26 protein-coding genes are annotated in these 23,907 nt (G+C 69.1%); 8 read left to right on the forward strand and 18 right to left on the reverse strand.

Translation table 11 applies throughout. The features are described 5' to 3' along the window. Positions 1–16 precede the first annotated feature (16 nt). The 17 genes from QMK30_RS30655 to QMK30_RS30735 all read right to left on the reverse strand — a co-directional run bounded on the left by QMK30_RS30655 (position 17) and on the right by QMK30_RS30735 (position 15,295). Positions 17–568: an NUDIX hydrolase gene (locus QMK30_RS30655; protein WP_283521588.1), complete on the reverse strand. Its 552-nt coding sequence runs from the start codon at positions 566–568 to the stop codon at positions 17–19. A 6-nt stretch (positions 569–574) separates the two neighbouring features. After that, positions 575–1,696, reverse strand: coding sequence for an adenosylhomocysteinase (locus QMK30_RS30660; protein ID WP_283521589.1), 1,122 nt, complete (start codon positions 1,694–1,696; stop codon positions 575–577). A 31-nt stretch (positions 1,697–1,727) separates the two neighbouring features. Then, positions 1,728–2,732, reverse strand: a complete 1,005-nt coding sequence (locus QMK30_RS30665) for an NAD-dependent epimerase/dehydratase family protein (RefSeq protein WP_283521590.1) — start codon at positions 2,730–2,732, stop codon at positions 1,728–1,730. Between the two features lie 37 nt (positions 2,733–2,769). Next, complete coding sequence (locus QMK30_RS30670) at positions 2,770–3,600, reverse strand: aminoglycoside phosphotransferase/kinase family protein (protein WP_283521615.1); 831 nt, start codon at positions 3,598–3,600, stop codon at positions 2,770–2,772. Positions 3,601–3,602: 2 nt separating this feature from the next. Continuing rightward, positions 3,603–4,250, reverse strand: a complete 648-nt coding sequence (locus tag QMK30_RS30675) for a histidine phosphatase family protein (protein ID WP_283521591.1) — start codon at positions 4,248–4,250, stop codon at positions 3,603–3,605. Next, positions 4,247–5,008 carry a phosphotransferase gene (locus QMK30_RS30680; protein ID WP_283521592.1) on the reverse strand — a complete coding sequence of 254 codons (762 nt, stop codon included), beginning with the start codon at positions 5,006–5,008 and terminating at the stop codon, positions 4,247–4,249. Before QMK30_RS30680 ends, QMK30_RS30675 begins: the two co-directional genes overlap by 4 nt. Continuing rightward, a complete protein-coding gene (locus tag QMK30_RS30685; protein WP_283521593.1) occupies positions 5,005–5,853 on the reverse strand; it encodes a class I SAM-dependent methyltransferase in 849 nt (282 codons plus the stop codon). Before QMK30_RS30685 ends, QMK30_RS30680 begins: the two co-directional genes overlap by 4 nt. A gap of 31 nt (positions 5,854–5,884) precedes the next feature. Then, positions 5,885–6,394 (reverse strand): P-loop NTPase family protein, encoded by a 510-nt coding sequence (locus QMK30_RS30690; protein ID WP_283521594.1) that lies wholly within the window; start codon positions 6,392–6,394, stop codon positions 5,885–5,887. 96 nt (positions 6,395–6,490) lie between these two features. Next, positions 6,491–7,543, reverse strand: coding sequence for a glycosyltransferase family protein (locus QMK30_RS30695; protein ID WP_283521595.1), 1,053 nt, complete (start codon positions 7,541–7,543; stop codon positions 6,491–6,493). Continuing rightward, entirely contained in the window at positions 7,540–9,258 is a 1,719-nt protein-coding gene (locus tag QMK30_RS30700) for a carbamoyltransferase family protein (protein ID WP_283521596.1), read from the reverse strand. The genes QMK30_RS30695 and QMK30_RS30700 overlap by 4 nt, the downstream gene beginning before the upstream one ends. 8 nt (positions 9,259–9,266) lie before the next feature. Further along, the gene (locus QMK30_RS30705) at positions 9,267–10,217 is read right to left on the reverse strand and encodes a thymidylate synthase (protein WP_283521597.1); all 951 of its coding nucleotides are present in this window, start codon (positions 10,215–10,217) and stop codon (positions 9,267–9,269) included. After that, the gene (locus QMK30_RS30710; protein WP_283521598.1) at positions 10,214–12,067 is read right to left on the reverse strand and encodes a hypothetical protein; all 1,854 of its coding nucleotides are present in this window, start codon (positions 12,065–12,067) and stop codon (positions 10,214–10,216) included. Before QMK30_RS30710 ends, QMK30_RS30705 begins: the two co-directional genes overlap by 4 nt. Beyond that, complete coding sequence (locus tag QMK30_RS30715; RefSeq protein WP_283521599.1) at positions 12,064–12,786, reverse strand: HAD family hydrolase; 723 nt, start codon at positions 12,784–12,786, stop codon at positions 12,064–12,066. The genes QMK30_RS30710 and QMK30_RS30715 overlap by 4 nt, the downstream gene beginning before the upstream one ends. A 47-nt stretch (positions 12,787–12,833) precedes the next feature. Next, positions 12,834–13,316, reverse strand: a complete 483-nt coding sequence (locus QMK30_RS30720; protein ID WP_283521600.1) for a DUF6082 family protein — start codon at positions 13,314–13,316, stop codon at positions 12,834–12,836. 41 nt (positions 13,317–13,357) lie between these two features. Then, positions 13,358–13,615 carry a hypothetical protein gene (locus QMK30_RS30725; RefSeq protein ID WP_283521601.1) on the reverse strand — a complete coding sequence of 86 codons (258 nt, stop codon included), beginning with the start codon at positions 13,613–13,615 and terminating at the stop codon, positions 13,358–13,360. 130 nt (positions 13,616–13,745) lie between these two features. Next, on the reverse strand, positions 13,746–14,117 hold the full coding sequence (locus QMK30_RS30730) for a hypothetical protein (protein WP_283521602.1): 372 nt from the start codon (positions 14,115–14,117) through the stop codon (positions 13,746–13,748). A gap of 599 nt (positions 14,118–14,716) precedes the next feature. After that, complete coding sequence (locus QMK30_RS30735) at positions 14,717–15,295, reverse strand: ATP-binding protein (protein WP_283521603.1); 579 nt, start codon at positions 15,293–15,295, stop codon at positions 14,717–14,719. A 288-nt stretch (positions 15,296–15,583) separates the two neighbouring features. Here QMK30_RS30735 and QMK30_RS30740 point away from each other — a divergent pair, with 288 nt between their 5' ends. Next, positions 15,584–16,393 carry an SDR family NAD(P)-dependent oxidoreductase gene (locus QMK30_RS30740; protein WP_283521604.1) on the forward strand — a complete coding sequence of 270 codons (810 nt, stop codon included), beginning with the start codon at positions 15,584–15,586 and terminating at the stop codon, positions 16,391–16,393. A gap of 9 nt (positions 16,394–16,402) precedes the next feature. Here the strand turns inward: QMK30_RS30740 and QMK30_RS30745 are convergent, their stop codons facing one another. Further along, positions 16,403–17,788 carry an NsdA family TPR-like regulatory protein gene (locus QMK30_RS30745; protein WP_283521605.1) on the reverse strand — a complete coding sequence of 462 codons (1,386 nt, stop codon included), beginning with the start codon at positions 17,786–17,788 and terminating at the stop codon, positions 16,403–16,405. Between the two features lie 211 nt (positions 17,789–17,999). Between QMK30_RS30745 and QMK30_RS30750 the strand changes: the two genes are divergently transcribed. Genes QMK30_RS30750 through QMK30_RS30780 form a run of 7 tightly spaced genes read left to right on the forward strand, consistent with a single transcriptional unit; the run spans position 18,000 to position 23,732 of the window. Continuing rightward, positions 18,000–19,520 (forward strand): radical SAM protein, encoded by a 1,521-nt coding sequence (locus QMK30_RS30750; RefSeq protein WP_283521606.1) that lies wholly within the window; start codon positions 18,000–18,002, stop codon positions 19,518–19,520. Positions 19,521–19,536: 16 nt separating this feature from the next. Then, the gene (locus QMK30_RS30755) at positions 19,537–20,214 is read left to right on the forward strand and encodes an aspartate racemase/maleate isomerase family protein (protein WP_283521607.1); all 678 of its coding nucleotides are present in this window, start codon (positions 19,537–19,539) and stop codon (positions 20,212–20,214) included. Beyond that, positions 20,211–21,035: a hypothetical protein gene (locus QMK30_RS30760; RefSeq protein WP_283521608.1), complete on the forward strand. Its 825-nt coding sequence runs from the start codon at positions 20,211–20,213 to the stop codon at positions 21,033–21,035. The genes QMK30_RS30755 and QMK30_RS30760 overlap by 4 nt, the downstream gene beginning before the upstream one ends. Further along, positions 21,028–21,870, forward strand: coding sequence for a PfkB family carbohydrate kinase (locus tag QMK30_RS30765; RefSeq protein ID WP_283521609.1), 843 nt, complete (start codon positions 21,028–21,030; stop codon positions 21,868–21,870). The genes QMK30_RS30760 and QMK30_RS30765 overlap by 8 nt, the downstream gene beginning before the upstream one ends. Positions 21,871–21,895: 25 nt before the next feature. After that, complete coding sequence (locus QMK30_RS30770) at positions 21,896–22,849, forward strand: nucleoside 2-deoxyribosyltransferase (protein WP_283521610.1); 954 nt, start codon at positions 21,896–21,898, stop codon at positions 22,847–22,849. After that, positions 22,846–23,346 carry a nucleoside/nucleotide kinase family protein gene (locus QMK30_RS30775; RefSeq protein ID WP_283521611.1) on the forward strand — a complete coding sequence of 167 codons (501 nt, stop codon included), beginning with the start codon at positions 22,846–22,848 and terminating at the stop codon, positions 23,344–23,346. The genes QMK30_RS30770 and QMK30_RS30775 overlap by 4 nt, the downstream gene beginning before the upstream one ends. Next, positions 23,343–23,732 carry a MazG-like family protein gene (locus tag QMK30_RS30780; RefSeq protein WP_283521612.1) on the forward strand — a complete coding sequence of 130 codons (390 nt, stop codon included), beginning with the start codon at positions 23,343–23,345 and terminating at the stop codon, positions 23,730–23,732. Before QMK30_RS30775 ends, QMK30_RS30780 begins: the two co-directional genes overlap by 4 nt. Positions 23,733–23,907 lie beyond the last annotated feature (175 nt).

Genomic DNA, 23,907 nt, shown 5'->3' on the forward strand with positions numbered 1-23,907 from the left:
AGTAGGGGGCGGGACTTCAGGTGAGCAGGGTGAGCTTGGCGCGGACGGTGGGTGAAGCGGCGCTCGCGAACGGCCGCCATTCGTAGCCGTCGACCTCTTCTGCTTGGAGCGTCACCGCGTGTTCTGCGGCGAGGTGGAAGGCCCAGCGGAAGTCCACGTGGCGGTGGGCCGGTTCGTCCTTCGAGGGGTTCGCCTCGATGGCGTGCACGTCGATGTCGAGGGGAACGTCCTCGTAGCCGGAGAGGGGGACGACGGCACTGGGCGGGATACCGGCCTCCTCGTGCAGTTCGCGCAGGGCGGCGTCACGCAGGTGTCGGTCATCGGGTTCGTTGTGCCCGCCGGGCGCCAGGAGCTTCCCGGATGCCTTGTGCACGACGTGCAGCACGCGCCGGTCGCCGTCGGTGAGTATGGCGCTGCAGGTCACGTGGGCGGGGTACGTCTTGCGGCTCGTGGGGTCGTCCGGGGCGGCGAGCGCTGCGAATAGCGTTGTGAGGGAGTCGCGTTCCTCCGGGTGGCGGGCGAGGTACGCCTCGGTGACGGAGCGGATGTGGTGGACAGCGGGGGCCACTGCGGGTCACCTTTCGAAGTGGTCGAGCCAGATTCTGGCGATGTCGTGACGGTCGGCCGCCGGCATCCCGTGCAGTCCGGGCTGGAATCGGGTGTGGCTGAGCGCGGCGGTGGCGGCGAGTATCTCGGCCTGGACGAGGTGGATGTACGCGCCGACGGCGGCTCCGTGCACGAAGTTGACGGCACCGCCGTCGGCAAGCACGTAGAAGTAGTGGCCGGTGACCTCGTAACGCGTCAACTGGGGCCCTATGCAGCTTCGTTGGTAGAGGTCATGGAGGCTGTCGAGTTCGAGTTCGTCCTCGGAGGAGGTCACCGATCCGAGGTACGCGCCGTTGCGCAGGGCGGTGAAGTCTCCCTGACGCAAGGCGAGGTTGCCGGTGGCGCACAAGACGAGTTCCGCGTCGCGTACGGCCTCGGTGGTGGATGCGCTGGTGTGGAAGCCGAGGGAGTGCGCCTGGACTCGCTTGATCGGATCGCTGTCGTACACGGTGACGCGTAGGTCCTGGGCACGCAGGGTCTGGGCGATGGCCCGGCCGATCTTGCCGAAGCCGATGACGCACGCGTTACGGCTCGTGAGGATGTCACCGCGGGCGCGGACGAGGGCGTCGGTGGAGAACACGATCGACCGGCCGACGAGGTGGTCTTCGCAGTCCTTGAGCGGGGAGCGGGCCACGGACACGACGGGGCACGGCAGGGAGTCGAGCGCCGCGTACCGCTGGTGTCCGTTCTCGGTGTCCTCGACGACGCCGAGAATGCGGCCGGAGAACTTGCTCACGAGGGTGTCGAGGCTCGCCGCGAAGTAGCCGCCGATGTCCACGAGGACAACGTCCCGGCCGGCCGTCGTGTCCTCCAGGTAGTCCAGAGCCTGGGTCTCGTCGGCAAACTGTTCCCGGGTGAGATCGTGGACCGGGAGGGTGCGGCGGACGGTGTCGAGGGTCGGCTGGTGGATCGACCGGGGCTTGGGCAGCACAGCGCCGACCGTGGACACCGCGGTCATCGCGCGTAGGAACGCCGGCCTTTCCGGGAGCAGGTGCGTGATGACCAGCGTCGTGATCGCCTCGCCTGCGGGGAACTGCGCGGTGATCTGCCGGAAGAAGGCGTCCAGCCGTGCTCGCTCGGGACTTTCCATTACCTCTCCTCTCGGGCTCCGGGTCGCGGGGCTATGCGGCTCGGCTGTAGTTGGGGAGCTGGGCGGCCAGGGCCTGCATGTGAGCGCGCAGCCCGTTGTGGAGGTCGACTCGCGGCTGCCAGCCGAGAACCTCTCGCGCACGGCTGGGGTCGGCGCGGGTGAGGAGGACGTCACCGTTGCGCGCGTGGTCCTGCTGGAGCTGGATGTCGCGGCCGGTGAGGCTGGTGGCGATGTTGATCACTTCCAGCAGCGAGGCGTTCGACCCGCCGCCCACGTTGATGGCACCGTTCGCGGTCGGTACGACGGCGGCGGCGATCGTGGCGGCGACCACGTCGTCGATGTAGGTGAAGTCGCGTCGCTGGTGGCCGTCTCCGTACAGGCGGAGTGGCTGTCCGGTCAGGGCGGCCTGCAGGGCGCGGTGGGTGAACATGTCGGCGCGCTGGCGGGGGCCGTACACGGTGAAGTACCGCAGGGCGACGACGCTGGGACCGATGGGGCGCTCGGCGTAGGCGAGGCAGAGCTGTTCCTCGGCCAGTTTGGTTACGGCGTACGGGGAGGCAGGCTTCGGACGGTCGGCCTCGACGCTCGCGCCGCCGTCGGTCGGACCGTAGACGCTGGAGGAGGAGGCGACTACCAGTCGCGGGACGTCGATGCGGGTGCAGGCTTCCAAGACCCGGTGGGTGGCCAGCACGTTGGACGCGACATAGTCGCCGAACTGCGGTCCCCAGGAGGGTCGTACGCCGGGTATTCCGGCGAGGTGGAAGACCGCGTCCGCGTCGATCAGGAGGGGGTCGATCGCGCAGTGGAGGAGGTCGGCGGTGACGTGGTGGAATCCCGGGAGTCCCCGCAAGGCGGCGAGGTTGGCGGCGGCCGTCGGGTCGGTGGACGGGTCGCGGCGGTCGACGCCGATCACGGTGGTGCCGGCCTGGATCAGGGCAAGTGCGAGGTGGGAGCCGATGAATCCGGCGGAGCCGGTCACCACGGCCCGGCGGGGTGCGGCGGCGGCGGCGGTCGGGGGCTGGTCGTGCTGCGGCACGGGAATCTCCAGAGGTGTGGTCGAAGAGGGGACGAAGTCAGGTGAGCCGGGCCAAGACGGTCCGGCCGTGCGCGCTCAGGGTGATGTCGTTCTCCCTGTGGCCCTTGACCAGGGCGGTGGCCGCCTCGATGGCGCCGAAGGACTCCAGGAAACGGCGTTCGGAGTCGTTCAGTGGACGGCCGTAACCGTCGAGGAAGGCGGTCCGGAGGTGGGGCGCGGCCTGCCAGCGCCGGAACTCGAGCCGGGCGAAGTCACGGATGCGGGCGTCGCGTCGCATGTGCTCGAAGTCGCAGATGCCGAAGGCGTCGCCGATGAGCCAGTTGCGCGGCTGGTAGTCGAGGTGGCAGACCGCGCTGTCCATGAGGCTGTTGTCCAGGATGGCCGCATGGTGGTTCAGCCGGTTCCGCTCGGCCGTGTCGATCAGGTCGGCGCGAACAGCCCGGTCGATCCAGCCGTGGAGGCGCTGTGCCAGCACGGCACCGACGGCGCCGCCTTGGGGCATGGAGGTGGCCCGGTGGAGCATGCCGAGGACGTGGCCGGCCTCGTGATGGGCCAGCTCCTCCTCGGGTGAGCCTGGTCCCACGGTGTCGGCCCGATCGCCCGCGAACGCGGTCAGCAGGATGGTGCGAGTGGCGTCGTACCGGCCGACCAGCTTCGGCGCGTGGCCGCTCAGGTGGGTTCCCCAAGTCCGGTAGGCGCGAAGCTCTCGCGCGTACCGGTCCTGCTCGGCGTGCTGTTTGGCGATGAAATGCCGCCCACTGGCGTCGACCACCCGCACGACCCGGGGAGGGAGCAGAGGGTCCGGCACGATCTCGACCGCTCCGAGGAGGTCGTTGGCCAACTGGATCCGCGGGTCGTCCGCCACCATGGTCACGAGGAAGCCTCCAGCGCGAGGTGTCCGGTGTCGTTGTGTCGGTCGAGCATCCAGCGGGTCCGTCCGAGCCGGTTGTGGTGCTCCTGCCAACAGGTGATAGAGGCGTGGTTGACCGTGAAACCTGCGGGGGAACCGATCGGGATGCCCAGGAGCAGCGTGTGGGCGGTGATCACCGTCTCGCCGTGCGCGGCGAAGACAACGCGCTGCCCCCGGTGCCGGTCGATGATGTCGCGCAGGAAGGTGCCGGCGCGCTCCAGGTAGCCGTTCCAGGTGTCCGAGCCAGCGGCCCACTGCTGGTCCGGGTGAGCGTGGGGGCCGCCGTCTGCTGCGGTCTTCACTGCGGTCCAGGGCTCGCCGTCGGCGTCGCCGTGGACGGGTCCGTCGAGGCGTTCGTCGGTGGACATGGGTATCTGCAGTGCCTGGCTGATGATCTCGCCGGTCTGGATCAGGCGGATCCGCGGGCCCGTGTAGACGAGGTCGAAGGGCCGCTTCTGGTGCTCGGTGGACAAGCGGCGTGCTGCCGCCTTGACCTGGGCGTACCCGAGGTTGGTCAGGCCGGTGCAGGTACGCGGGCCCCCGACGAGGCCGTCGGCGTTGCACTGGGCCTGGCCGTGCCGTACGAAGACGAGTTCGGTGTTGATCATGAGGCTCCTCGGTGGTGGAAGCGGAGGGGCAAGGCGTAGCAATAGCCGTTACGGCCGACGTACGGGGCGGTGAGCACGGCGTGCAGGCCCAGGAAGCTGTCGAGCCGTCCTCGGTCCGTCGTGCCCAGCCGGGCGTCGTGGCGTCGGGCTGCCGCGTTGTACGCGAGCAGAGCAGCGTTGACGGTTTGGTCCGTGAGCGGCCCGTACGTCAGGTGGAGCGTCGCGATGAGCTTGGCGAGGTCGTACCCCATGGGGGCCAGGGACAGATCGTCGGTGTCGACGGTGACGATGTCCCCGGTGCTGGTGATGATGAAGTTCCGGGGGTTGCTGTCCTTGTAGAAGGCGAGAGGCCCCTGAGCGGTCTCGTCCAGCAGGCCGAGCATCGCGTACAAGGCCACCTTGTCCGGCAGGTAGCCCTGCTCGTGGCGGCGCCGGAGCGCGATCTCCCGGGGGCCGACGTAGTCGTCGAACGTCGTGCCGTCGGGGAAGCGGTGCGGGATGCCCAGCGACGCGGACTGCAGGTCGCTGGCCCAGGCGGCACCGTGGGCGCGGCCCAGCAGTTCCGCCATGCGCGGAAGGTCCTCGGGGCGTACGCAGCGGCCCTCGACCCGCTCGAACGTCAGGCTGTCAGGTCCGATGGTGTGGAGTGCCGGCTGCCGCAGCGGCTTGGCGTGTTCGGTGATCCACCGGTAGTGGCGCACAGCCCCCGCCGCGCGCTCCGGTGTCGCGTAGTGCTTGGTGAATGGCGGGAGGGTCATTGCTGCCGCCCTTCGTTCGGCTGGGCGACGACGAAGGTGATGAGGGACCTGGTGGTGAGCGGCTGGTCCGGGAGGAATTCGTGCAAGGTCGCGGCCAGGGCCCCGGGGTTGCCGTACAGGCCGGGCGCGAGGTCGTACTTGGGGTTGGTAGCCAGGTACTGCGCCGTGTGGTCATGGCCGCCGAAGGTGAAAGCGTGCTCCTCGTCCACGACGGCGATCACGTCGAGCGAGGAGGCGGACAGGTCGGCGAGGTTGCCGCTGTGTGCGGCGGTGTAGAGGCTCTCGTGCCTGTCGGCCTGCGCATCGAGGCCGGCGGAGGCGACCAGCTGGTCCATCTCCTGGTAGCTGTCGAGGCCCTTGGTGACGAACACGGCCAGGCCCCCGGGGGCGAGGACCTTGGCGATCTGTGCGATGGCGTCCTTGGGCTGCGGCGAGTGGTAGAGGCAGAACGCGGCGACTGCGACGTCGCACGATCCGGCGGGCAGCGGGAGGTCGTGGAAGTCGCCTTCGCCGAAGTCCACCGTGGTGTGGGGCAGCTCTTTGGCGCGTTCACGGGCTTGGGCGAGCAGGGAGGGGGCGGCATCCAGGCCGACGACGCGCTGCGGCCGGAGCTGCTCGGCGATGACGAGGCTGCTCGTGCCGCGACCGCAGCCGATGTCGAGCACCACGCCGAGCCGGTCCGGCCTCGCGTGGTGGGTCTGCACCAGGCTGACGATCGTCTCGGGCACGGGGTTGCCGGAGGTCTTCGCGCGCATCAGAGCGCTGGTGCGCCCGGCCAGCCGGGCGGCGTGACCGTAGAGCTCGTGCTGCCGGGCGGGGTCCAGGAACGGGTTGCGCTCGTTCATGCCGCGCCCCCTGTCCGGGGGCGCGGGTCGTTCAGGACTGCTCGGCGGCCACCTTCTGCAGCCAGCGGCGCGTCTGGCGCCGGTTGGCCAGCAGCACCACGTTGGCCTTCGTGCCGAACTCCTCGATCTTCGCCATCACGCGGGGCCGCATCTTGCGCCGGTACGTGGCGACGTACTTGATCACGCCCCAGTGGATGCGGTTGTGCACCCCGTTGCCCTTGTGCCCGGCCCCGTGCCGGATCTGCCGGGAGAAGATCCCGTACAGCGCCGACACTGTTGACACGTCCATCAGGACCACCGTGTCGCAGGCGTCGAGCCGCACCTGCAGTGTCGAGTTGTAGTTGCCGTCGATCACCCAGCGCGGCTGCGAGACCAGCTCGCGCTGCAGCTCGGTGAACTTGTCCATGGGCAGCGGGTTCCACTCGTCGTCGTAGAACGCGGCGTCCAGGTGCGTGACCGGGGCGTCGAGGATCGTGCCCAGTTCGCGGGCCACGTGGGATTTGCCGCTGCCTCCGCAGCCGACGATGGCGACCTTCTTCATGGTGCTCCAGCGTAGAGAGGTTCGGGGATCCGGTGGGGCCATCCTCCCGGACTCGATCGGATGATCCAGGCGCTACGGCCTGTCGAGTGGTCGGCATCAGGCAGCTCCCCGCTCGATCGCGGTGGCCCGGACGAGCCCGTGCAGGACGGATTCCAGGGTGTCGACCTGCTTGCTCAGGCCGAACAGGCGCAGGCGGTCCACGCACGCGGCGATCAGGTCGGCGTGCTGCTGGGTGCCGGCGATCTCGTGGAGGTAGGAGAGGCGATCGGTCACGTCGCTGCCGGAGCGCACGACTAGCTCCTTGGGGACGAACCGGTCGGCGAAGCGGATGTCCGCAGGGGCCAGCGGCAGGCACCCGGCGAGGACGGCCTCGAAGATGCGCTGGGTCATCTGCCCGACGGCGGCGTACCGCTCGGGCAGCATGAGCACCGTGGCCAGCGACCGGCCGTAGACGCCGGCGGCGGCCTCGAACGGGATCCGGCCCGCGAAGCGGACGTGCGGCCAGCGGTCGGTCTTCGTCCACTTCCCTGCGACCAGGTGCTCGACGCGGGCGGCGGCCGGCGCGAAGAAGCGATCGAAGGACTCGTCGCGGTTGTACTGGTTTCCCACGTAGCCGAGCGCCAGGTCCCGCTGCTGTGCCGCGAGGGCCACGGGGTTCGCCTGAGCGAGGAGGTCCTCGGCGACGGGGAAGAGCAGGGAGTGCGCGCCGTGGGTCGGGGCGAGGGCGGCCTCGCAGACGCGGGTGTGCGCTGTGCGGCGCCACACGCTTTCGGCCCGCAGAGTACGGTCCTTGTCCCAGATCACGGTGGGCGTCTGGTGCCGCACGGTGTAGTGGTTGATGAGCTGGGCCTGGCGGTGCAGGTCGCAGGTGTGCCCCTCGCTCCCGCACATGGTGGTGTTGCGGCCGGTGATCGCCCAGCGCCACTCCAGAAACAGGACGTCGATGCCCGGGAGGCCGTCGTCGAAGGTGTACGTGCCGCCGAGGTCCTCGCCCGCTTCAAGGCGGTCGCGGTCGGCCTGGAGGAAGACGATGTCGTGACCGCGGGCGAGGAGGGCGTCGATGAAGGGGCGGCGGTGGCTGCGGCCCCCGTCCGGGGTGTCGGTGACGCCGTTGCCGAGGAAGCCCCAGAAGCTGTATCCGATCTTCACTTGGTGATCCACCGCCCTTCGAGGAGCAGGGCGTCGAGCCCGGAGTTGGCCAGGCAGTCCAACGCCATCTCCGGGGTTCCGCAGATCGGCTTGCCCTTGACGTTGAGGGAGGTGTTGATCAGCACGGGCACACCGGTGCGGCGACCGAAGGCGGTCAGGACCGCGTGCATGAACGGGTTCTGCGTCCTGGTGACGGTCTGCAGGCGGGAGGTGCCGTTGGCGTGCACGATGGCCGGCACCTGCTCGCGCGTCTTGTCCGTCACGCCGGAGGCCATGGACATGTACGGCGCCTGCTGGCCGAGGGTGAAGAACTCGTCGCTGCGCTCTGCCAAAACCATGGGGGCGAAGGGCCGGAACGGTTCGCGGAACTTCACGGTGGCGTTCAGTCGCTCGACGACGCCGGGTTCCAGCGGAGAGGCAAGGATCGAGCGGTTGCCGAGGGCGCGCGGCCCGGCTTCGACGGCCCCCTGGAACAGGCCGACGATCGTGCCGTGGGCGAGCTGGTCGGCGAGGAACTCTGCCGTTTCGATGCCCAGGGTCTTCTGGCCAAGGCCGGGCCAGGGGGCGAGGTCGAGGGGCTGGTCCTCAAAGGACGGGCCGAGGTAGCAGGTGCGGGCGACTCCGGCCAGCGGGCGCGGACTGCGGACGTCGACGTGCACGGCGACGGCGGCGCCGATCGCGGTACCGGCGTCACCGGGCGCGGGCGGCACGAACACCTCGTCGAAGATGCCGGCCTCGATGACCTGCCCGATGCTCACACAGTTCGTGGCGACACCGCCCCCCACGCACAGGCGCGGGGAGCCGGTGAGCACACGGGCGCGGCGGGCCAGGTGCACCATGACCTGCTCGGTCCGCTCTTGGAGGGCCGCCGCAAGGTCCTGGTGGACCTCGGCCAGCGCCTCGCTCGGGTGCCGCTCAGGGCAGGTCTCGGCGACGAAGCGGCCGGAGATCCGGTCGTATCCCGACGTGAGGGTGCGTGTGGGGAAGTAGGCGGGGTTGATGTGGAAGCCGGTCGCGGTCGTGCGGACGGCCTGGGCGAACAGGCGGCGGAAGCGGGCGGGGTCACCGAGGGCGGCCAGCGCCATCACGGTGCCTTCTTCGTCGCCCCGGCGCCAGCCCAGGTGCTCGGTGACGGCGCCGTACACGTATCCGAGCGAGGCCGGGTCGTTGATCGCTTCCAAGGTCTGCGTGACCGGGCGGTGCGGGGTGTGGCCGTGGGCGATGGTGGTGGTCTGCCGCTCGCCGAGGCTGTCGACCACGAGCACGGCGGCCTCGTCCCAGCCCGAGGCGGCGAAGGCGGTGAGCTGGTGGGCGCGGTGGTGAAGGACCGGCACGACGCGGGCGGCGGGGAACTGCCGGCCGATCACCCGCAGGCGGAACTGGGTGCGCAGGGCCACCTTGGCGAACCCGTGGGCTCGGGCCAGGGCCCGGTCGCGCGTCGCAGGAGAGAGGGCCAGACGCAGGGCGGCGGGCGACTCGGCGAGGTAGCGGGCGGGCTGGAAGTTGTAGGCGACGGCGTCCACGTCGGCGGCGGTGAGCTTGGCCTGGCTGAGCAGCCACGCGATGGCGCGGGCCGGGTACAGCTTGGTGTGCTTCTGCTCGGAGAGGCGTTCCTCCTCGACGAAGCCGATCAGTTCGCCGTCCACCAGCAGGGCGGCCGACGAGTCGTGGGTGTACGAGCACAGGCCGAGGACGACCGAAGGGGTGCGTTTCATGACGGCCGTCACCTCGCCCCGGCGGTCGCGGCAGGCTTGGAGGCGCGGCGTTCCAGCTCGCCGTACCAGGCGGTGAGGGCCTGGCCGAGGGGACCGTCGATCGCGTCGGCCGCCCGCCACGCCTGCTGGCGCTGTCCGTCCTTCCACAGCCGGTAGCTGCGCAGCGTCTCGGCCATCGTGTCCCAGCCGGGGTGGCCGGTCACGTCGCGGGCCTCCACCTGGTCGAGCAGGCCGTCGAAGCCCTTCCACGGCGTTCGCAGGTCGGGCATGACCGGGCTCGCGGCGAGCGCGGTCAGCTCCTCGGCCCGCTCGACGTGCTTCTCGTAGACGTGCAGCGAGCCCACGTGCAGGTGGAACTCGCCCAGCTTCGCGTCGAGCCACCCGGCGACCAGCTCGTGCAGCACGGTGTAGAAGAACACGTCGTATGGCATGCCGATCCACACGTCCTGGCCGCGCATCATGGTCGCCATGTGCATGCGTCCGGCGCGCAGGTGGAAGCGGAAGCCGAGGGTGCAGGGGACGTCCTTATGCCCGGCGGTGTCCTGGCCCGGGTCATAGAGCTGGATCAGGGCTCGCCGGGAGTCGGGGTCCTCCTTGAGGATCTCCACGACGCGGGCGAGCTGGTCGACCATGCCGCCCCAGTTCCGCATCCTGGGCCCGTACGCGCCGAGCAGGACGCCATCGTCGGCGTACTGCCGCAGCCGAGCGTTGTAGTCGAAGATCCACGGCGCGTCGGATCCGGAGAGGTGCCAGACGGTCTCGGCGACCGCGAAGGCCGGGTTCACGATCCGAGCCGGGGGCGCGTAGAGCAGGCGGGCGCGCGGCTGGGTGAGCAGCAGGTGGACGTCGCGGACTTCGCGGGTGGCCATGCCCCGGGGGCTGACCTTCTCGCCGGACTTGGCCAGCGTGATGGCGCCGGAGAACAGCTCGGCCATGCTGTCGGCGGTGAGGTGTGTCATCGGGCAGGAACTCCTTCGCCCTGGGGCGACGCAGAGGTCGCACTGGGGGCATCGTGGTGGATGTGGTCGGATGATCTGGCACCGGTTTCGGCGCGCTGAGTTATGAGGCGGGCGACCTGGGCCGCGCTGTCGCCGCGCCACCGGCACACCGCGTCCAGGGCCGTCTTCGGGACGGGCGTGCCCGGTTCACGCAGGGCGGAGAGCGCTTCGGCGACGTCACCGGCGTTGTGGCAGCGGGTCGCGAGGCCGTGGCCGACCAGGTCCAGCGTGCGTTCGCCCGGGGTGCCGATTTCGAGGACCGGGACGTTGAGCAGTGCGGCCTCGATTCCGCACGTCGAGTACGCGCTCGCCAGCATGTCGGCCCCGGCGAGGCAGCCCCGGGCGCCGACCCGAGGGTCGGTCACGGCCACGAGCGGACCGCCGTCGCGCTTCAGCATGGTGACGAAGGCATCGGCGCCCTGGGCCGGATGCGGAGCGATGATCAGTCCCCAGTCGCCATCCGCCTTGCTCAGGCCGTCCAGGAGAAGGTCCGCCTGGGCCTTGAGGTGTCCGGGGCTGAACGGCTGGCAAGCCCACACCGCGATCCGGGCCGGGGCGCGGCGGTTGCCCGGAGCGAGTACCTTCTCCAGGTACCGCCGCTGTGCGTCACGACCGAGGCTGGCCAGCGCATCGAAGCGGGGCTGTCCCAGTACGTGGACTGCCGCGTCAGGGTTGCGCACCCACGATCGGGCGAGGGGAGCGTCTCGTTCGCCCATGACGACGATGTCGCGGCTGTGCAGGGCCGGCCAGGCGACTGATTCTGCCGTCCACGCTCCGTGCTGGACGTGGACCGTGCTCGCGCCGTGCCGCTCGGCCGCGTGCACGGCCAGTGCACCCAGCGGGCTGGTGTCGTTGCTCAACAGGACGGTGTGCGGCCGGGTCGCGGCCAGGACGCCGTCGAGCCAGCTCTCTGCTCGCAGGATGGTCCGCCATGACGGCTGGGTGCACCCGCCGCTGGTTTCGAGGAGTACGGACAAGAGCAGTACGAGTCGGGCGAGTTGGAGGTCGTGGCCCTTGACGCGGACGACGTGTCCGTCGTCGCACGGATGGAGGCCCTCCGTGGTGCCGGAGAGAGTGAAGAGGTCACCAGGCGCCGCACGCAGGTCGATACCCGTGGCCGTCGGCGCGGGGCACCGCTCCGTCGGGTCGGTGGCGAGGTCGAGCACGAGGCTCGTCCGTCCGTCGCGCTCCAGCTCGGTGAGCACCGGCATCAGGGTGTCGACGTGGCGGGAGGTCCAGGACAGCGCCACGACGTCTTGTTGCTGCAGGTCCGCGGGGAGCGGGCTCGGGTCCGTGTTCGCCGTGCTGACACGGGCCCGGTTGCGTAACTGGGCGGAGCGGGTCGGGTTGTGCGGAGCCGCTGCTCCGAGCAGGTAGGCGATGCCGGACCAGGTGACGGTGTACGCGAGGTACTCCCGCGAGCTGCTCGAACGCAGGCCGACGCGCCCCTCGTACGGGGCGAGAGCCAGAGGTGCCGGAGTCGATGCGAACGGCTCCCAGGCGTCCAGGGCCAGCAGCTTGCGCAGGACCTCGGTCACGAAGCGCCGCACGGGAACGTGCTGGACGTGGAGCCAGCCTGCGCCGCCCGGTGTGGAGGCGAGCGAGGCGCCGTAGTGCTCCAGGGCGTCCATGACGTTGTCGACGAGACCGCGCAGCTCCTGCCGGTCGACGGGCATGGCCTCCAGCTCCCCGGTCCGGATGTGGTCCGTCGTGACGTTATCCAGGGCGTCGCTGCCGACGAGAGCCCACCGGGGCTGGCCAGCGAAGTCGGACCGGACCAAGCTCAAGCCGCCGGTCGCGCGGGTGCTCACACCAGGCTCCCCTCGACGAACGGCGTGCCGGAACGCAGGAGTTGCAGCAGTCCCTGGGGAGCGACGACGATCTCGGGTGCGGGCGAGGTGGGCTGTCCGTATCCCCACCCCGCATGGACGTAGGCGACGCCGGCGCGGGCCGCCGCTTCCTGGTCGACGGCCATGTCCCCCACGTACACGGCTGCGGCGGGGTCGACTCCGAGGTCGACCAGGGCGAGGAGGATCGGGTCGGGGGCCGGCTTCGCCCGGCCCGCTCCAGCGGGGGTGCGGACGGTGGTGAAGGGGCAGCCGAGGTGGGCGAGGAGCGGGGCGGCGCGGTCGACGTGTTTCGACGTCACGACGCCCAACCGCCAGTCGGCGGCCACAAAGGCATGGAGCACTTCGACGACGCCAGTGAATTCGTGCGCCAGGTGTGCGGCGGCGACGGATTCCGTCTCGTACGTCCGGCGGACTGCGTCGATGTCGGTGATGCCCAGCCGCTGCATGATGTCGCTGAACTCGCGTCCCAGGTGACGCTCGTAGTCGGTGAACGGAAGGGTGACGCCGTGGGCCTCCTGGACCTTCCGCCATGCTTTCTGCATCACCGGTCGGGTGTCGAGCAGGACGCCGTCAAGGTCGAGGAGAAGGGCACGCTGCGCACGGTCGGTGTGCAAACGCTCGCCGACTTCGCTTTCGGATGCGGCCGGAGCCGGTGGAGTTATCGGGGCGGGAACGGTCATGGTCGTCCTCCTCGTCAGGATGGCTATTGGCAGCGGGGCGGCGCGGCTCAGAGGGCCGAGATCGGTTCGAGTTCGCACTCGGGGTACTGGCTGGGGCCGCCGGCCTCCTCGAACGCCGCATTGAGCAGCGCCACGTACGCGCGGTCGTGTCGATTCCTGGCCTGCGATCCACGTCCATGGCGGGTCAGGGCCCACGCCTTGAGGCCCGTGGGATCTTTCATGAACCCCTTTGCGACCTGCCGCAACACCGCAGGCGTGTGGACCCCGAGGTTGATTCCCGTCCGCCAGAACTGGAGCCACCACTGGCGCATCAGCAGAGGACCGGACTCGTCTTCCTTGACGTGATCGGGGTGGTTCCGCACCCAGATCGGGTCCAAGTCCGGATGGGTCGTGGCGACTTCGAGCATGCGGCCGTGAGCCTTGTGCATCTCCAGCTCCAAGAGCTGTCGGTGCTGCAGGTGCCGCTGGGTGGTGTGCACCGCGGCCGCGACGGCAACGGTGGCAATCAGAGCGAGAACGGAACGGTTCATCTGCTACCTCACTTGCTCGCGGGTGGGAGTGCCGTGACCGGTCATGCCGCGTCCTGCGGGCCGTCAGGCGAAATCACCGGAGGCGCCGTTTTCCCGGCAGCGGGCATGCGAGAGAGGCGGTGGAAGCGGGAGAGGTCGAAGCCGCTCCCCCGAACCTCGCCAGCGGGCACGGCGAAGAGATCGATGCCGGCCTCGCTGGGCAGTTCCGGACTCGCCGCCTTGATGGCGAACAGGGCCTCGCCCTGCTCGCGATGTGGCAGGGGACTCGGTGCCCGGTCTGCGTGTCCTTCGAACGTCATGGGGTCCCCCCGATCAGGTGGAGTGGTAGGCGATGGCGAACGCGGCGAACATGGTGAGGACCAGGAGGACCTGTGCGCTGATCTGTCTCCAGCCCCAGCCCTTCGCGTCCATCCAGCGCAGCGGACGCCTTCAAGTCGGTACGGCCGGCTCCTCGGGGATCACGAGGTGTACGAACGCCTGGTATCGCTCGCCCAGGTGCTTGATCACGGCGTGGTATTCGTCATCGTCAGAGCTGATGTTGTGCCGATCGAGGACGACCACGCCGTTCGCGAATCCGCCCCGAATCAGTCGCTCGACTTCTCCCCAACCGGGTCGCTTCCAGGGGGGCGTGTAGACGCCACGGCTGGCACGCGCGCCGGGGAAGTAGGACGCGGCGGGGACAGCCACGTCGTGCAGCCTGGCTCCTATCGCGTAGTCGTGCTCCTCGGCCTCGGCCTGGAGGGTGTTCCAGTCCTCGTCTGGGCTGCCCCCCGTGCCCAGAACCAAGCTGTAGGCCAGCACTCGGAGTTGACGGTCGCCGGCTCGACGAGCGTGCGCCTCCCGACGAAACTGCTGTCGGAGCCGCCGGAGCTGCCCGCTGCGGGACGGACGCACCAACGGAGCCCCGTGGTGCCACCTCCGGATCTGTGCGTTGTCGGCGTCCATCCAGTCGCTGGACGCCGGCGTTTCCGGCACCGCCTCGCGGGGAGCCGCGTGTGCCAGCGCGGCTGACACTGCGGGGATTTGGCCGTGCGGCGACATGGGGGTGCCTCCATTTCTCGGGATCGGATCAGGTGATGCGACTGCCATCTCCAGTACCGCGGCCAGCCGGGGACGGCTCACCAGGAAGAGCTGTCCGCTCTCTACGCGGTCTTGGCGGACGACTACTGCTCGTCGCGCCGAGCGCTGGCCCCTCCACTCAGCCGCTGGCCGTACCAGTGGGACTCATGAGGCGACGCTGCTCCAGTGGAACCGTCCTGGCGGTGGCGGGGCGTCGCGGCTATCTCCGCCTGCTCGTCGGCACTCACCATCCGCACTCCGGCGAAGAGACGCTGTTCCCAGGAGGAAAGCTCCCTGCCAAGCTTGGGCGGCGGGCTGACTTCTGCTGTCTCGTCCACGGCTCAGATGCGCCCGACTCCTACGAGCACGCGGCCAATCATGTTCGGATCGACTCGTGGCGCCCGCAGCTTCCCGGGGCCGGCTATCGGAGGCCGGTCCGGCGAGCGCGTCGACCTCTCGTCTTCACCAACCCGGTTGGCGGGGTTGAGACCGACCTCGGCCCACACCACCTTGCCGGGCGTACCGTGCGCCGGGTAGTGACCCCAGCGCCTGCTCATCACTGCAACGATGAAGATGCCTCGGCCCCCCGTCGCCTCCACGCCGACCTGTTTCAACACCGGCGGCCTCGTGTCGCGATCCCACACCGATACCTTCACGGCGTCGCCGAAGATCTCCAGCGTGAGCTCGAAGGTCTGCGCCGTGTTCCGTATCGAGAACGGGGAGGTGCCCTCCTCACCCTCCTTGGGGTGCCGGACGGCGTTCGTGGCCAGCTCCGACACCAGAAGCTGCACGGTCTCGACAATGTCGGCGTGCACGCCCCAGCGGGACAGAACGTCTGCGGTGTGCAACCGCGCCAAGCCGACGGCGTTGGGGATGTCGGCCAACATGAGGCTGTTACGCGGGTGTGGTGCCTGGGACATGGTGTGCCTCCCGAGTGGGGAGAGGAGCGCGGGGTGCGTTCGCTGGCTCTCGCTCGTTTCGTGATGGGGCCGCCGAACCCGGGCTCGGCGTTTGAGTAGCGGCAGACGGCATCCCGGGCGCGCGCCGTCTCCGGATCCACGGGACCGATGCCGGCGGATGGCCGACTGCACGGTTGTCCCCGGGCCGGGTACGTCCATAAGAGAACCGCTCCGGCTCCCCGGTAAGAAGGGAGCACGGAGGATGTCTCCGGCCACACGGGTCGGCACGGTTGTTGAGGGGTTGTACGGATGACGAGCACAGAACGTGACCAGGAGAAGCAAGCGGCGACGGGACGTTTCGAGGGCCGGCGAATTTTGGTGACGGGGGGTTCCAGGGGGCTGGGCGAGCACGTCGTGCGCCTACTGCTGTCGGAAGGAGCACGAGTGGCGACGTGTGCGCGGAAGCCCGAGCCACTGGAGGCGCTTCGTAGTTCACTCGATTCGCCCGACGCACTGTTCGCACGGCCTCTGGACGTCGCTGCGCCGGAACTGCTGGAACGGTTTGTGGACGATGCCGCGTCAGCGCTGGGCGGCCTGGACGGTGTCGTCGCTTGCGCCGGTGGCGCACGTGGTCGGGGTATCGCCGAGGCAACGGCTCAAGACTGGTCGGCCACGTGGGAGATGAACGTCGGCCATGTCGCGCGGCTGGTCGCCACAAGTGCCCCGCACCTGCGGACTACTGGTGGCGGCCCGATCGTCGTGGTGGCCTCGGTCTCGGGTTGGAAGCCGGGTCCACAGGCTCAGTACGGCGCGGCGAAGGCGGCCCAGATCCACATGGTGTCGTCGTTGGCGAGGGAGCTGGCCACGGACGGCATCCGCGTGAACGCGGTCTCGCCCGGGTCGATGCTCATCCCGGGCAAGCGATGGGATCGGATGCGCCAAGAGAACCCATCGGCCTTCGACCGCTTCCGTGCCGAGTTTCCCGGGGGCGACCTGGTGCGTCCGGAGGAAGTGGCGGACGTGATCGCGTTCTTGCTTTCGGACGAATCCCGGGCGGTGACAGGAGTCAATCTCCCTGTCGACAAGGGGCAGAACGCGCCGACGCCGGAGGGGTACTGACTGAGCGGGTCAGGCCGCAGTGCCGAGTATGGGCCTAGCCCGGAGTTCGAATTCGCGCACGATCGGCTCGCCTCGGTGAGGAGCAAGTCGCGTGCGGAAGTCGCGCAGTGCCTGGACTGATCGCTCGCTGTGGACGCCGCTGAGTAGATCCAGGGCGTTGCTGGCGGTGCCGACTGCCTCGTCCAGCCTGTCCTGCTGGAGGAACGCCGTGGCGAGTACCGAGCGGCTGATCGCCTGGCGGCGGCGCCGGTCGCTGTTTGCCTCCACCGACGCGCTCGCGAGGCGCTCGGCCTGGGCTGCCTCGCCGAGGTCACGGTGGACCAGGGCGGCCTCGGCTTCCAGATAGTGGTGGTCCAGAAAGCGGACCCACGGCGATTCCTCGGCCGGCCCCCGGCTGGTGTCCAGTCCCCTGCCAGCCGCGTGGAGCGAAGCCGTGGCCTGGCGCGTGTCGCCGAGAGCGGCATAACCGCGGGCGGCCATGGCGTGCAGCCGCATGAGGCCCAGCGGGCTGCCCGACGACTTGGCGGTCGCGATGCCCGCTCGGGCGAGCGAGACGCCTTCAGCGGGGTTGCCGAGGCTGGTGGCGAGGTGGGACATGCCTGCCAGGATCTGTCCGCCGAGCACCCGGTCGCCGCCTTCGGCGCACAGTCTGAGTGCCTGGATCATGTAGCGCTCGGCGAGTCCGTAGTCGGCGGTATCGTACGAGCACCAGCCAGCGGTCGCCGCCATCTTCGCGGCCGACGTGTACAGGAGTCGGCGCTGGTGGCTGGGCATGTTGCGCTGTTGCAGCATGGGTGCGAGCTGGGTGCTCAGGTAGTGCACGATGCTCGCTCGGACTCCGCCACCACCGAAGCGGTTGTCCATCTCGTCGAACATTTCGATCATCGACTGGACCTGCTCGACGGGGCCTCCGTCGGCGACAGCGGCTAGGCGTGGGGCCTGATCGTCCTCAAGGAGCCAGAGGAGCCACTGCCGCTGGGGATCCATGAGAGCCGTCGCGACGAACGGCACGGCCCCGAGCAGGCTGCGCCGCGAAATGTCGGTGGAGCCTAGCTCCGCGAGCGTGTGCAGTGTTTCACCCACGTCTTCACGGTACGTCAAGGCCCGTGCAACGACCGGCCGCTGGCCCTGCTCTGGGAACCCGAGGTCGACAGGCGCGATGGGGCGTCCTAAGAAGTCGGCCAGGGCAGCGGCGATGAATTCCGGGGCGCGATCACGAGGCGTCATACCTTGCAGCCACCGGGTCACGGACGCCTTGTCGTATCGCGTGACCACGCCCTGCAGCGCGGCCAGTTCGTTGACCTTGCGGGCAAGGGCGGCATGCGAACGACCGGACTCCGAGATCACAGCCGCGAGCGCGGCGTTGGTCTCGCCGGTCCCCCTTGCACTTCCCATGCGTAGATGATGCCTTGTCGATCACGCTCTGTCCCAGCCTTTCGACACAGGGGCATGAAAGAACAACCTCCGTACAACCGAACAACCCCGCTGCCCCCTCCTCGGATTCGGTGACAGCATTGAGACTGGGAGGGCTGCGGGCCGACCGTCCCTCCCAGCGAGGACGCTGCTGGAACGTCGCCGATGCCCTCAGCACCGGAGGGAGAACACCATGCAGCCAGTAGTCGTGTTGGACTGCTTCACCGTCGAGCCGAGCGGTCTCGGCGTACCGCCGTACCTGTCGACCTACGTCCGGAACGCCTGGTCGGCACTGCGTCGGGCAAGGCCGGAGGCGGACGTCCGGTATGTGACCATCGACGACGTCCGCTGGTGTCTCACTGGCGGAAGGCCCACCGTCGAACCGCCCCAGAGCGATCCGTTCACGTACTCGACCACGGTCAACCGGGACTCCGCCATTCAGCTTCTGCGGGATGCCGAGATCGTGGTCGTCATCGCCGGAGACGCCGTTCCCTCCGTCCATCTGCACGCTGTGAACGGGTCGTTCGCGGAGATCGCCCGTGCGCTCGCCTGTGCACGAGGCCGTCGGTACCTCCTCGGGCCGTTGTCCACTTACGCCCTGGCCGCTCCTGCGGAGTACGCCGGGCTGTTCGACGCCGTCCACACCCACACGGTGACGTCCGGCGACCTCCTGCTCGGTAGCCACCGCCCCGCCGCTTACGGGCAGATGCAGCGCGAGCGCGACTCCTTCACCGGCCTCGTCGAGCAGACGCCCTGGCGGCCGATCGCCGAGCTGGAGCTGTACCGCGGCTGTACCCGGCGCAAATTCTGCGACTTCTGCAACGAGCCAGCGAAGTCCCCTCTCGTCGCCTTCCGCGAGGTTGACGATGTCGTCGCCGAGGCTGCCCAGCTCTACGCCGCTGGCGTCCGGAACTTCCGACTCGGGCAGCAGACCTGCTTCTTCTCCTATCGCAACCGGGACGAGGACGCGATCCGCGCCCTGCTTGGCGGTATCCGGGAGCGCTGCCCCGAGCTGGAAGTGCTCCACATCGACAACGCGGACCCCCTCGCTGTGGCCGCGCCGGTCGGCCTGCGCATCGCCAAGCTGGTGGCGGACTACTGCACCGAGGGCAACTGCGCGCCGATGGGCATCGAAAGCTTCGACCCGGTAGTCATCGCGAGGAACACCCTCACCTGCACGCCCGAGATCCTGACGCGGGCCGTCGAACACGTGAACGAGGCGGGCGCCGCCCGTGGTCCCGGTGGTCTGCCGATGCTGCTCCCGGGCCTGAACCTGATCTACGGTCTGCCCGGCGAGACCCACGGTACCCACGTGGCAAATCTCCGGGGCCTGGCGGAGATTCTCGATGCCGGCCTTCTGTGCCATCGGACGAACGTCCGCCTGGCACGGGCCTTCCCCGGTACACCGCTGGCCGCGCTCGGCGAGCTGGAGCCGCTGCCCTCGGCGGAGCACTTCCCCTCCTGGAAGGCGGACATCGACTTCACCTGGGATCAGCCGATGAAGGAGCGGGTCTACCCAACTGGTTTGCACGTGCCCGGACTTCACAGCTACTTCATCGGCCAGGGCGGCACCTGGTGGCGACGGCTGGGCTCGTACTCGATCCAGATCGTCGAGCGCGATGCGGCGGTGCCGCTCGGCACTACTGGCGACCTGAAGGTGACCGGCCATGCACCTCGCATGATCTACGGAGAACGTGTTGCATCCGCTTCGTGACGGGACGCTCGCGACGTTGGCAGCTCTGGATGCGGCGGCGGACCGCACCATCCGTGCAGGGCTGCTGCTGCCCTGGGCCAACGTCGCCGTGGAGACCGAATTGACCCGCCTCGGCCTGCGCCACACCGTCTTCCACCATGCTCGTCTCGTACCCGCGTCCAGGACGACGGCGATCGACGCCTCATTCTGGCTCGGACTGCGTGAAGCGTCAGCGCAGGCGCTGGACTCGCTGTCCCACATTCCTCTCGACGCAGTGATGCTGGCGTGCACATCAGCGGGCTTCACCGACGGTCCGCCGCTACCGGGCGGCGTGTTCACCGCCTTCGACGCCCTTCTGCGGGCTCTCGACCAGGCGGCCGTGGCACGCGTGGTACTGGTTACGCCCTACCCCGCCCTGGTGACCGAAGCGGAATCGGCGGCGTTCGCCGAGGCCGGCGTGGAGGTCTTGGCTCATGCCAGCCTGGGCCTGTCCGACGGCTATCCCGCGATCACCCCGGATCAGATCCTGTCCCTGGTGGGGCAGCTACCGCAGGAAGCGATCGGGGCTGCCGAAGCAGTGGTCTTCTCGTGCACCGGATGGCACACCCTGCCGGTGATCCCTGAACTGGAGCACCGGTTCGGCAAGCCGGTTCTCTCGTCCAACCTCGCCATGGCACTCCTGGCCACCCGAGCCCGTGCTGGAGTCTGCTCATGACGATCGAGAGAGCGAAGGCGAAGCCGCTTGAGATCCGGCGCGTCCACCGGCTGGTGGCCCGCGCCGCCGGCCTCCCGGATGTGCAGGCCGAGGTGGAGGCCAATCACAACGAGAACCGCTGGTGGCCGACGTCGATCAGCGATCCACGGGTACGGATGCTCGCCGCTGGCTGGTCCACCCGGGTCTCCTATCGAATGGTGGAGACGTACGCCCGAGTGATCGCCTCGGCGAACGCTCGTGGCTTCGATAACCTCGTTGCCGCCTCCGACGCCGAGCTTGCACCGCTTGTACGTCCCATCGGCCTGCCGCAGACCCGGATCGACTACCTCCGCTCCCTATCGGAGCTTCTCCGTGGCTGGGAGAAGGAGGGGACCGACCCGACTGGGGATGCAGTCGACTGCGATGCCTTGATCCTGGACTTCGCCACGCGGGTGCGAGGCGCGTCCTACAAGGTCGCCCAGTGCGCACTGCTCACCGCCCGCGGGTATCACTGCGGCATCATCCCAGTGGACTCCGGCATGGTCACCAAGCTCGCACCCGCGTTGGGCCTCGTCCTTCCGACGGGAGCCGTGGCACACGAACGTATGCGGCACGTTCTTGAAGCGACCGTGCACGCCCGCTCAGCCGAGTTCCGCTCGCTGGTCACCGACAACGAGTACCAGGTGACCATCCCCGAGGGGGCGGAGCCAACCTGGTTCGCACACCTCGTCTTGATCTACTTCAAGCGCCTGTACCTGAACGGTTCCGCTCCGCAGCTCTGCCGTCGGCGACCGGTCTGCTCGAAGGTCGTCGACTGCGCACATTGTGCCCGCCGTGCTTGACCTTCTGGAGGACACAGTGGAACGGCTTGACGTGATCGGCAACATCAGCCGGGACCGGACCCGTTATCCCGATCAGCGTGGTGGATCCCGGCTCGGCGGTGCGGCCCTGTTCGTGTCCCTGGCGGCGGCAAGGGCCGGCCGCCGGGCGGCCCCGGTCTGCGTTCTCGGAGGCGATCTCGCACATCTTCCGGAGTCGCCGGGTCTGGACACGCTCGACTGGACGGCCCGGATCCAGGTCGACGGCGTGTCCACCACCTTCGACTTGCAGTACGACCTGCAAGGCGCGCTGGTGGAAGTACGCACGGACTATGGCGTGGCCGAGGGCCTGACCGAGCATGCACTCAGGCACGTGGACCAGCACCCGGGCGGCACCTACCACGTCTGCTGCCGCCGGCCGCTGGACGTGGCGGCAGTGCTCGACCGACTCGCCGCGAACGGGAGCGACTTCAGCGTGGACTTCTTCCTGCCGAGCGCGGAGGACATGATCCGCGCTGCCGCCCTCTGGCTGCCGAAGGCGACCACGCTGTTCGTCAACGCCGCCGAGCACCGGCTTCTGAAGCAAGTGATCGACTCCGGTGCGCTCCCGGAGGTGGTCATCACCGATGGCCCCCGGACCGCAGTGGTTCACCGCTTCGGGCGTCAGATCGCCTCCGCCGTTCCGCCGCCGCATCCCCCGCGCGAGGTCTCCGGCGCCGGAGACACCTTGGCCGGGACCTTTCTGGCCCATCGTTCGCAGGGTGCGACAGCCGCCCAGGCTCTGGCAAAGGCGACAGCAGCCGCAGCCAGGTACGTCGCGGCCCCGCACCTTCCGATCCCCGCGCCCCGTCGCGGCTGACCTAACGACTTGGGGGCCTCTCCCGGTGTCCGTCTACGTAGCCCACCGGCTCTTTGCCGCGCACGACCGCGCTCTCGCCGCCGACCTCGCCGATCGACTCGCCGCGAAAGTCGGTCCGGATCGCGTCTTCCTGCCGTTCTGCGACACCGACGAGGAGGACCTGGTCGCCGAGGTCAAGGGGCGCCGCCTGTTCGAGCTGGACCGCGAACGCCTGGGCCGCCTCGACGCCATGGTCGCCATCCTGCACGGCCCGAGCCTTGACGACGGGGTCTGTATGGAGATCGGATACGCCGCTGCTTCGGGCGTCCCGGTCATCGTGGTCACGACCGACTTCCAGACCTACTCGCTGACCGAGGCCGGCCCTCGCCTCGAATTCCCCGACCCTCTCCTCCAGGCCGTGGCCACACGCATCGTGCGCGTCACCAAGCTCGGACCGCCAACCCTGCCGTCGACTCCGCCCCAGTCCCGCTTCCCGGGCTTCCAGACGCGCAACGTGACCCAGACACACACGGCACTCGACGCAGCCGTCGACGCGCTGCTCGACCTCCCGGATCGTGGTCCCCGTCTCGTGGGTGCACCTCCCGTGATCGGCGCACCCGTCTACGTCGAAGCATCGCCGTACACGGCATGGGGTCGAGATCATTTGGCCAAAGCATGTGTCGACGCTGGCCACACGGTGGTGGTGCCCCAGCGCTTCACAGCGTCGGACCCAGTAGCAGGGGCCCTGGCGGACCTGACCGCGGTGTGCTCGGCTGCTCGGCTACTGGCCGACGTCTCCGGCGCTGAAACGCCGCCCGGAGCAGCCCTGCTCATAGGTGCTGCTGCGGCCAGCGGCGTACGGATCGCGGCCTTCCAACCGCGCCCGACGTTCACGCACGCCCGTGGCCGGGAGCCAAACTGGCGGAACCTCATGATCCAGTACGCCGCCGACGCTCACCTCGACAACGGCGACGCCGTCCTGTCCTGGCTGGCCGCATGAACCTCGACGAGATCGCCGGCGAGTACCGGACCTTGGTCCTGGAAGGCTGCGACGGAGTCGGTAAGAGCACGCTCGGAGAACGCTTATCGACGGACCACGGCTTCGTCGTAGTGCACTCCCCGAAGACGCCCGACCATCTCGACCTGGCCACCCGCTACAGGGACATCCTCGCCGGCCCCGGACGGATCCTCTTCGACCGGTGCTTCATCAGCGAACTCGTCTACGGCCCCCTTCACCGGGGCCGGTCCCGGATCAACTGGAGCCAGGCGATCGACCTGGCCGAGAGCGTCATCGAGCGTTCCGGCGTGCTCGTCCACCTGACCGCACCGCCAGCCGTCATCCGCCAGCGACTCCTCCTGCGCGATGGCGAGGCGATCAGCCTGGAGGAGGTGTCCGCGCTGGTGACAGGGTACGACAGGGTCTTCTCCACCCTCGCCGACTACACCCGCGTGCTCACCATCGACACCACGGCCCTCGAACTCCCTTCGGCAGGGTGACGGCCTACCGAAGCCAGCACACCGACACGCTGCTCCCGCTAGGCTTCGAAGGCACCTGCTGTACCGCCGCTGGAGGAGTCTTGGAGATCGGGTCCGCCCAGAAGCTTGCCTGGGAAAACAAGACCCTAAAGGGGTTCAACACCACTGACGTGGCCTTGGAGTTCGGCCTTCTTACCGCCGAGGTCGGAGAAGCCTTCACCGCCTGGCGCAAGGGACTGCCCGATCTCGGGGAAGAACTGGCCGACGTCTTCCTCTACTTGACGGCCCTGGCCGAGATGAACGGTGTGGACCTGGACGCCGAGGTCGCCCGGAAGATCGAAAAGAACACGCGGCGTACATACGAGCGGAACGAGCATGGGGCTCAGATCCGGACGAGCGACGTCTAAGTCTTTCACTGATCCCAGCTCGCGTGAGCGACGACGGCGGACCCCCGACACCTTGGGTTCCAGTGGTCGTTGCAACACCGCCTGGTTTTCAGGTGGTGAGTAGATCACGTAGACGCTCGGCTGGAGTACTCCAGCCGAGCGTCTTGCGTGGGCGGCCGTTGAGTTCCTGGGCGAC

This window comes from Streptomyces sp. H27-C3, assembly GCF_030063415.1.
GTDB lineage: Bacteria > Actinomycetota > Actinomycetes > Streptomycetales > Streptomycetaceae > Streptomyces.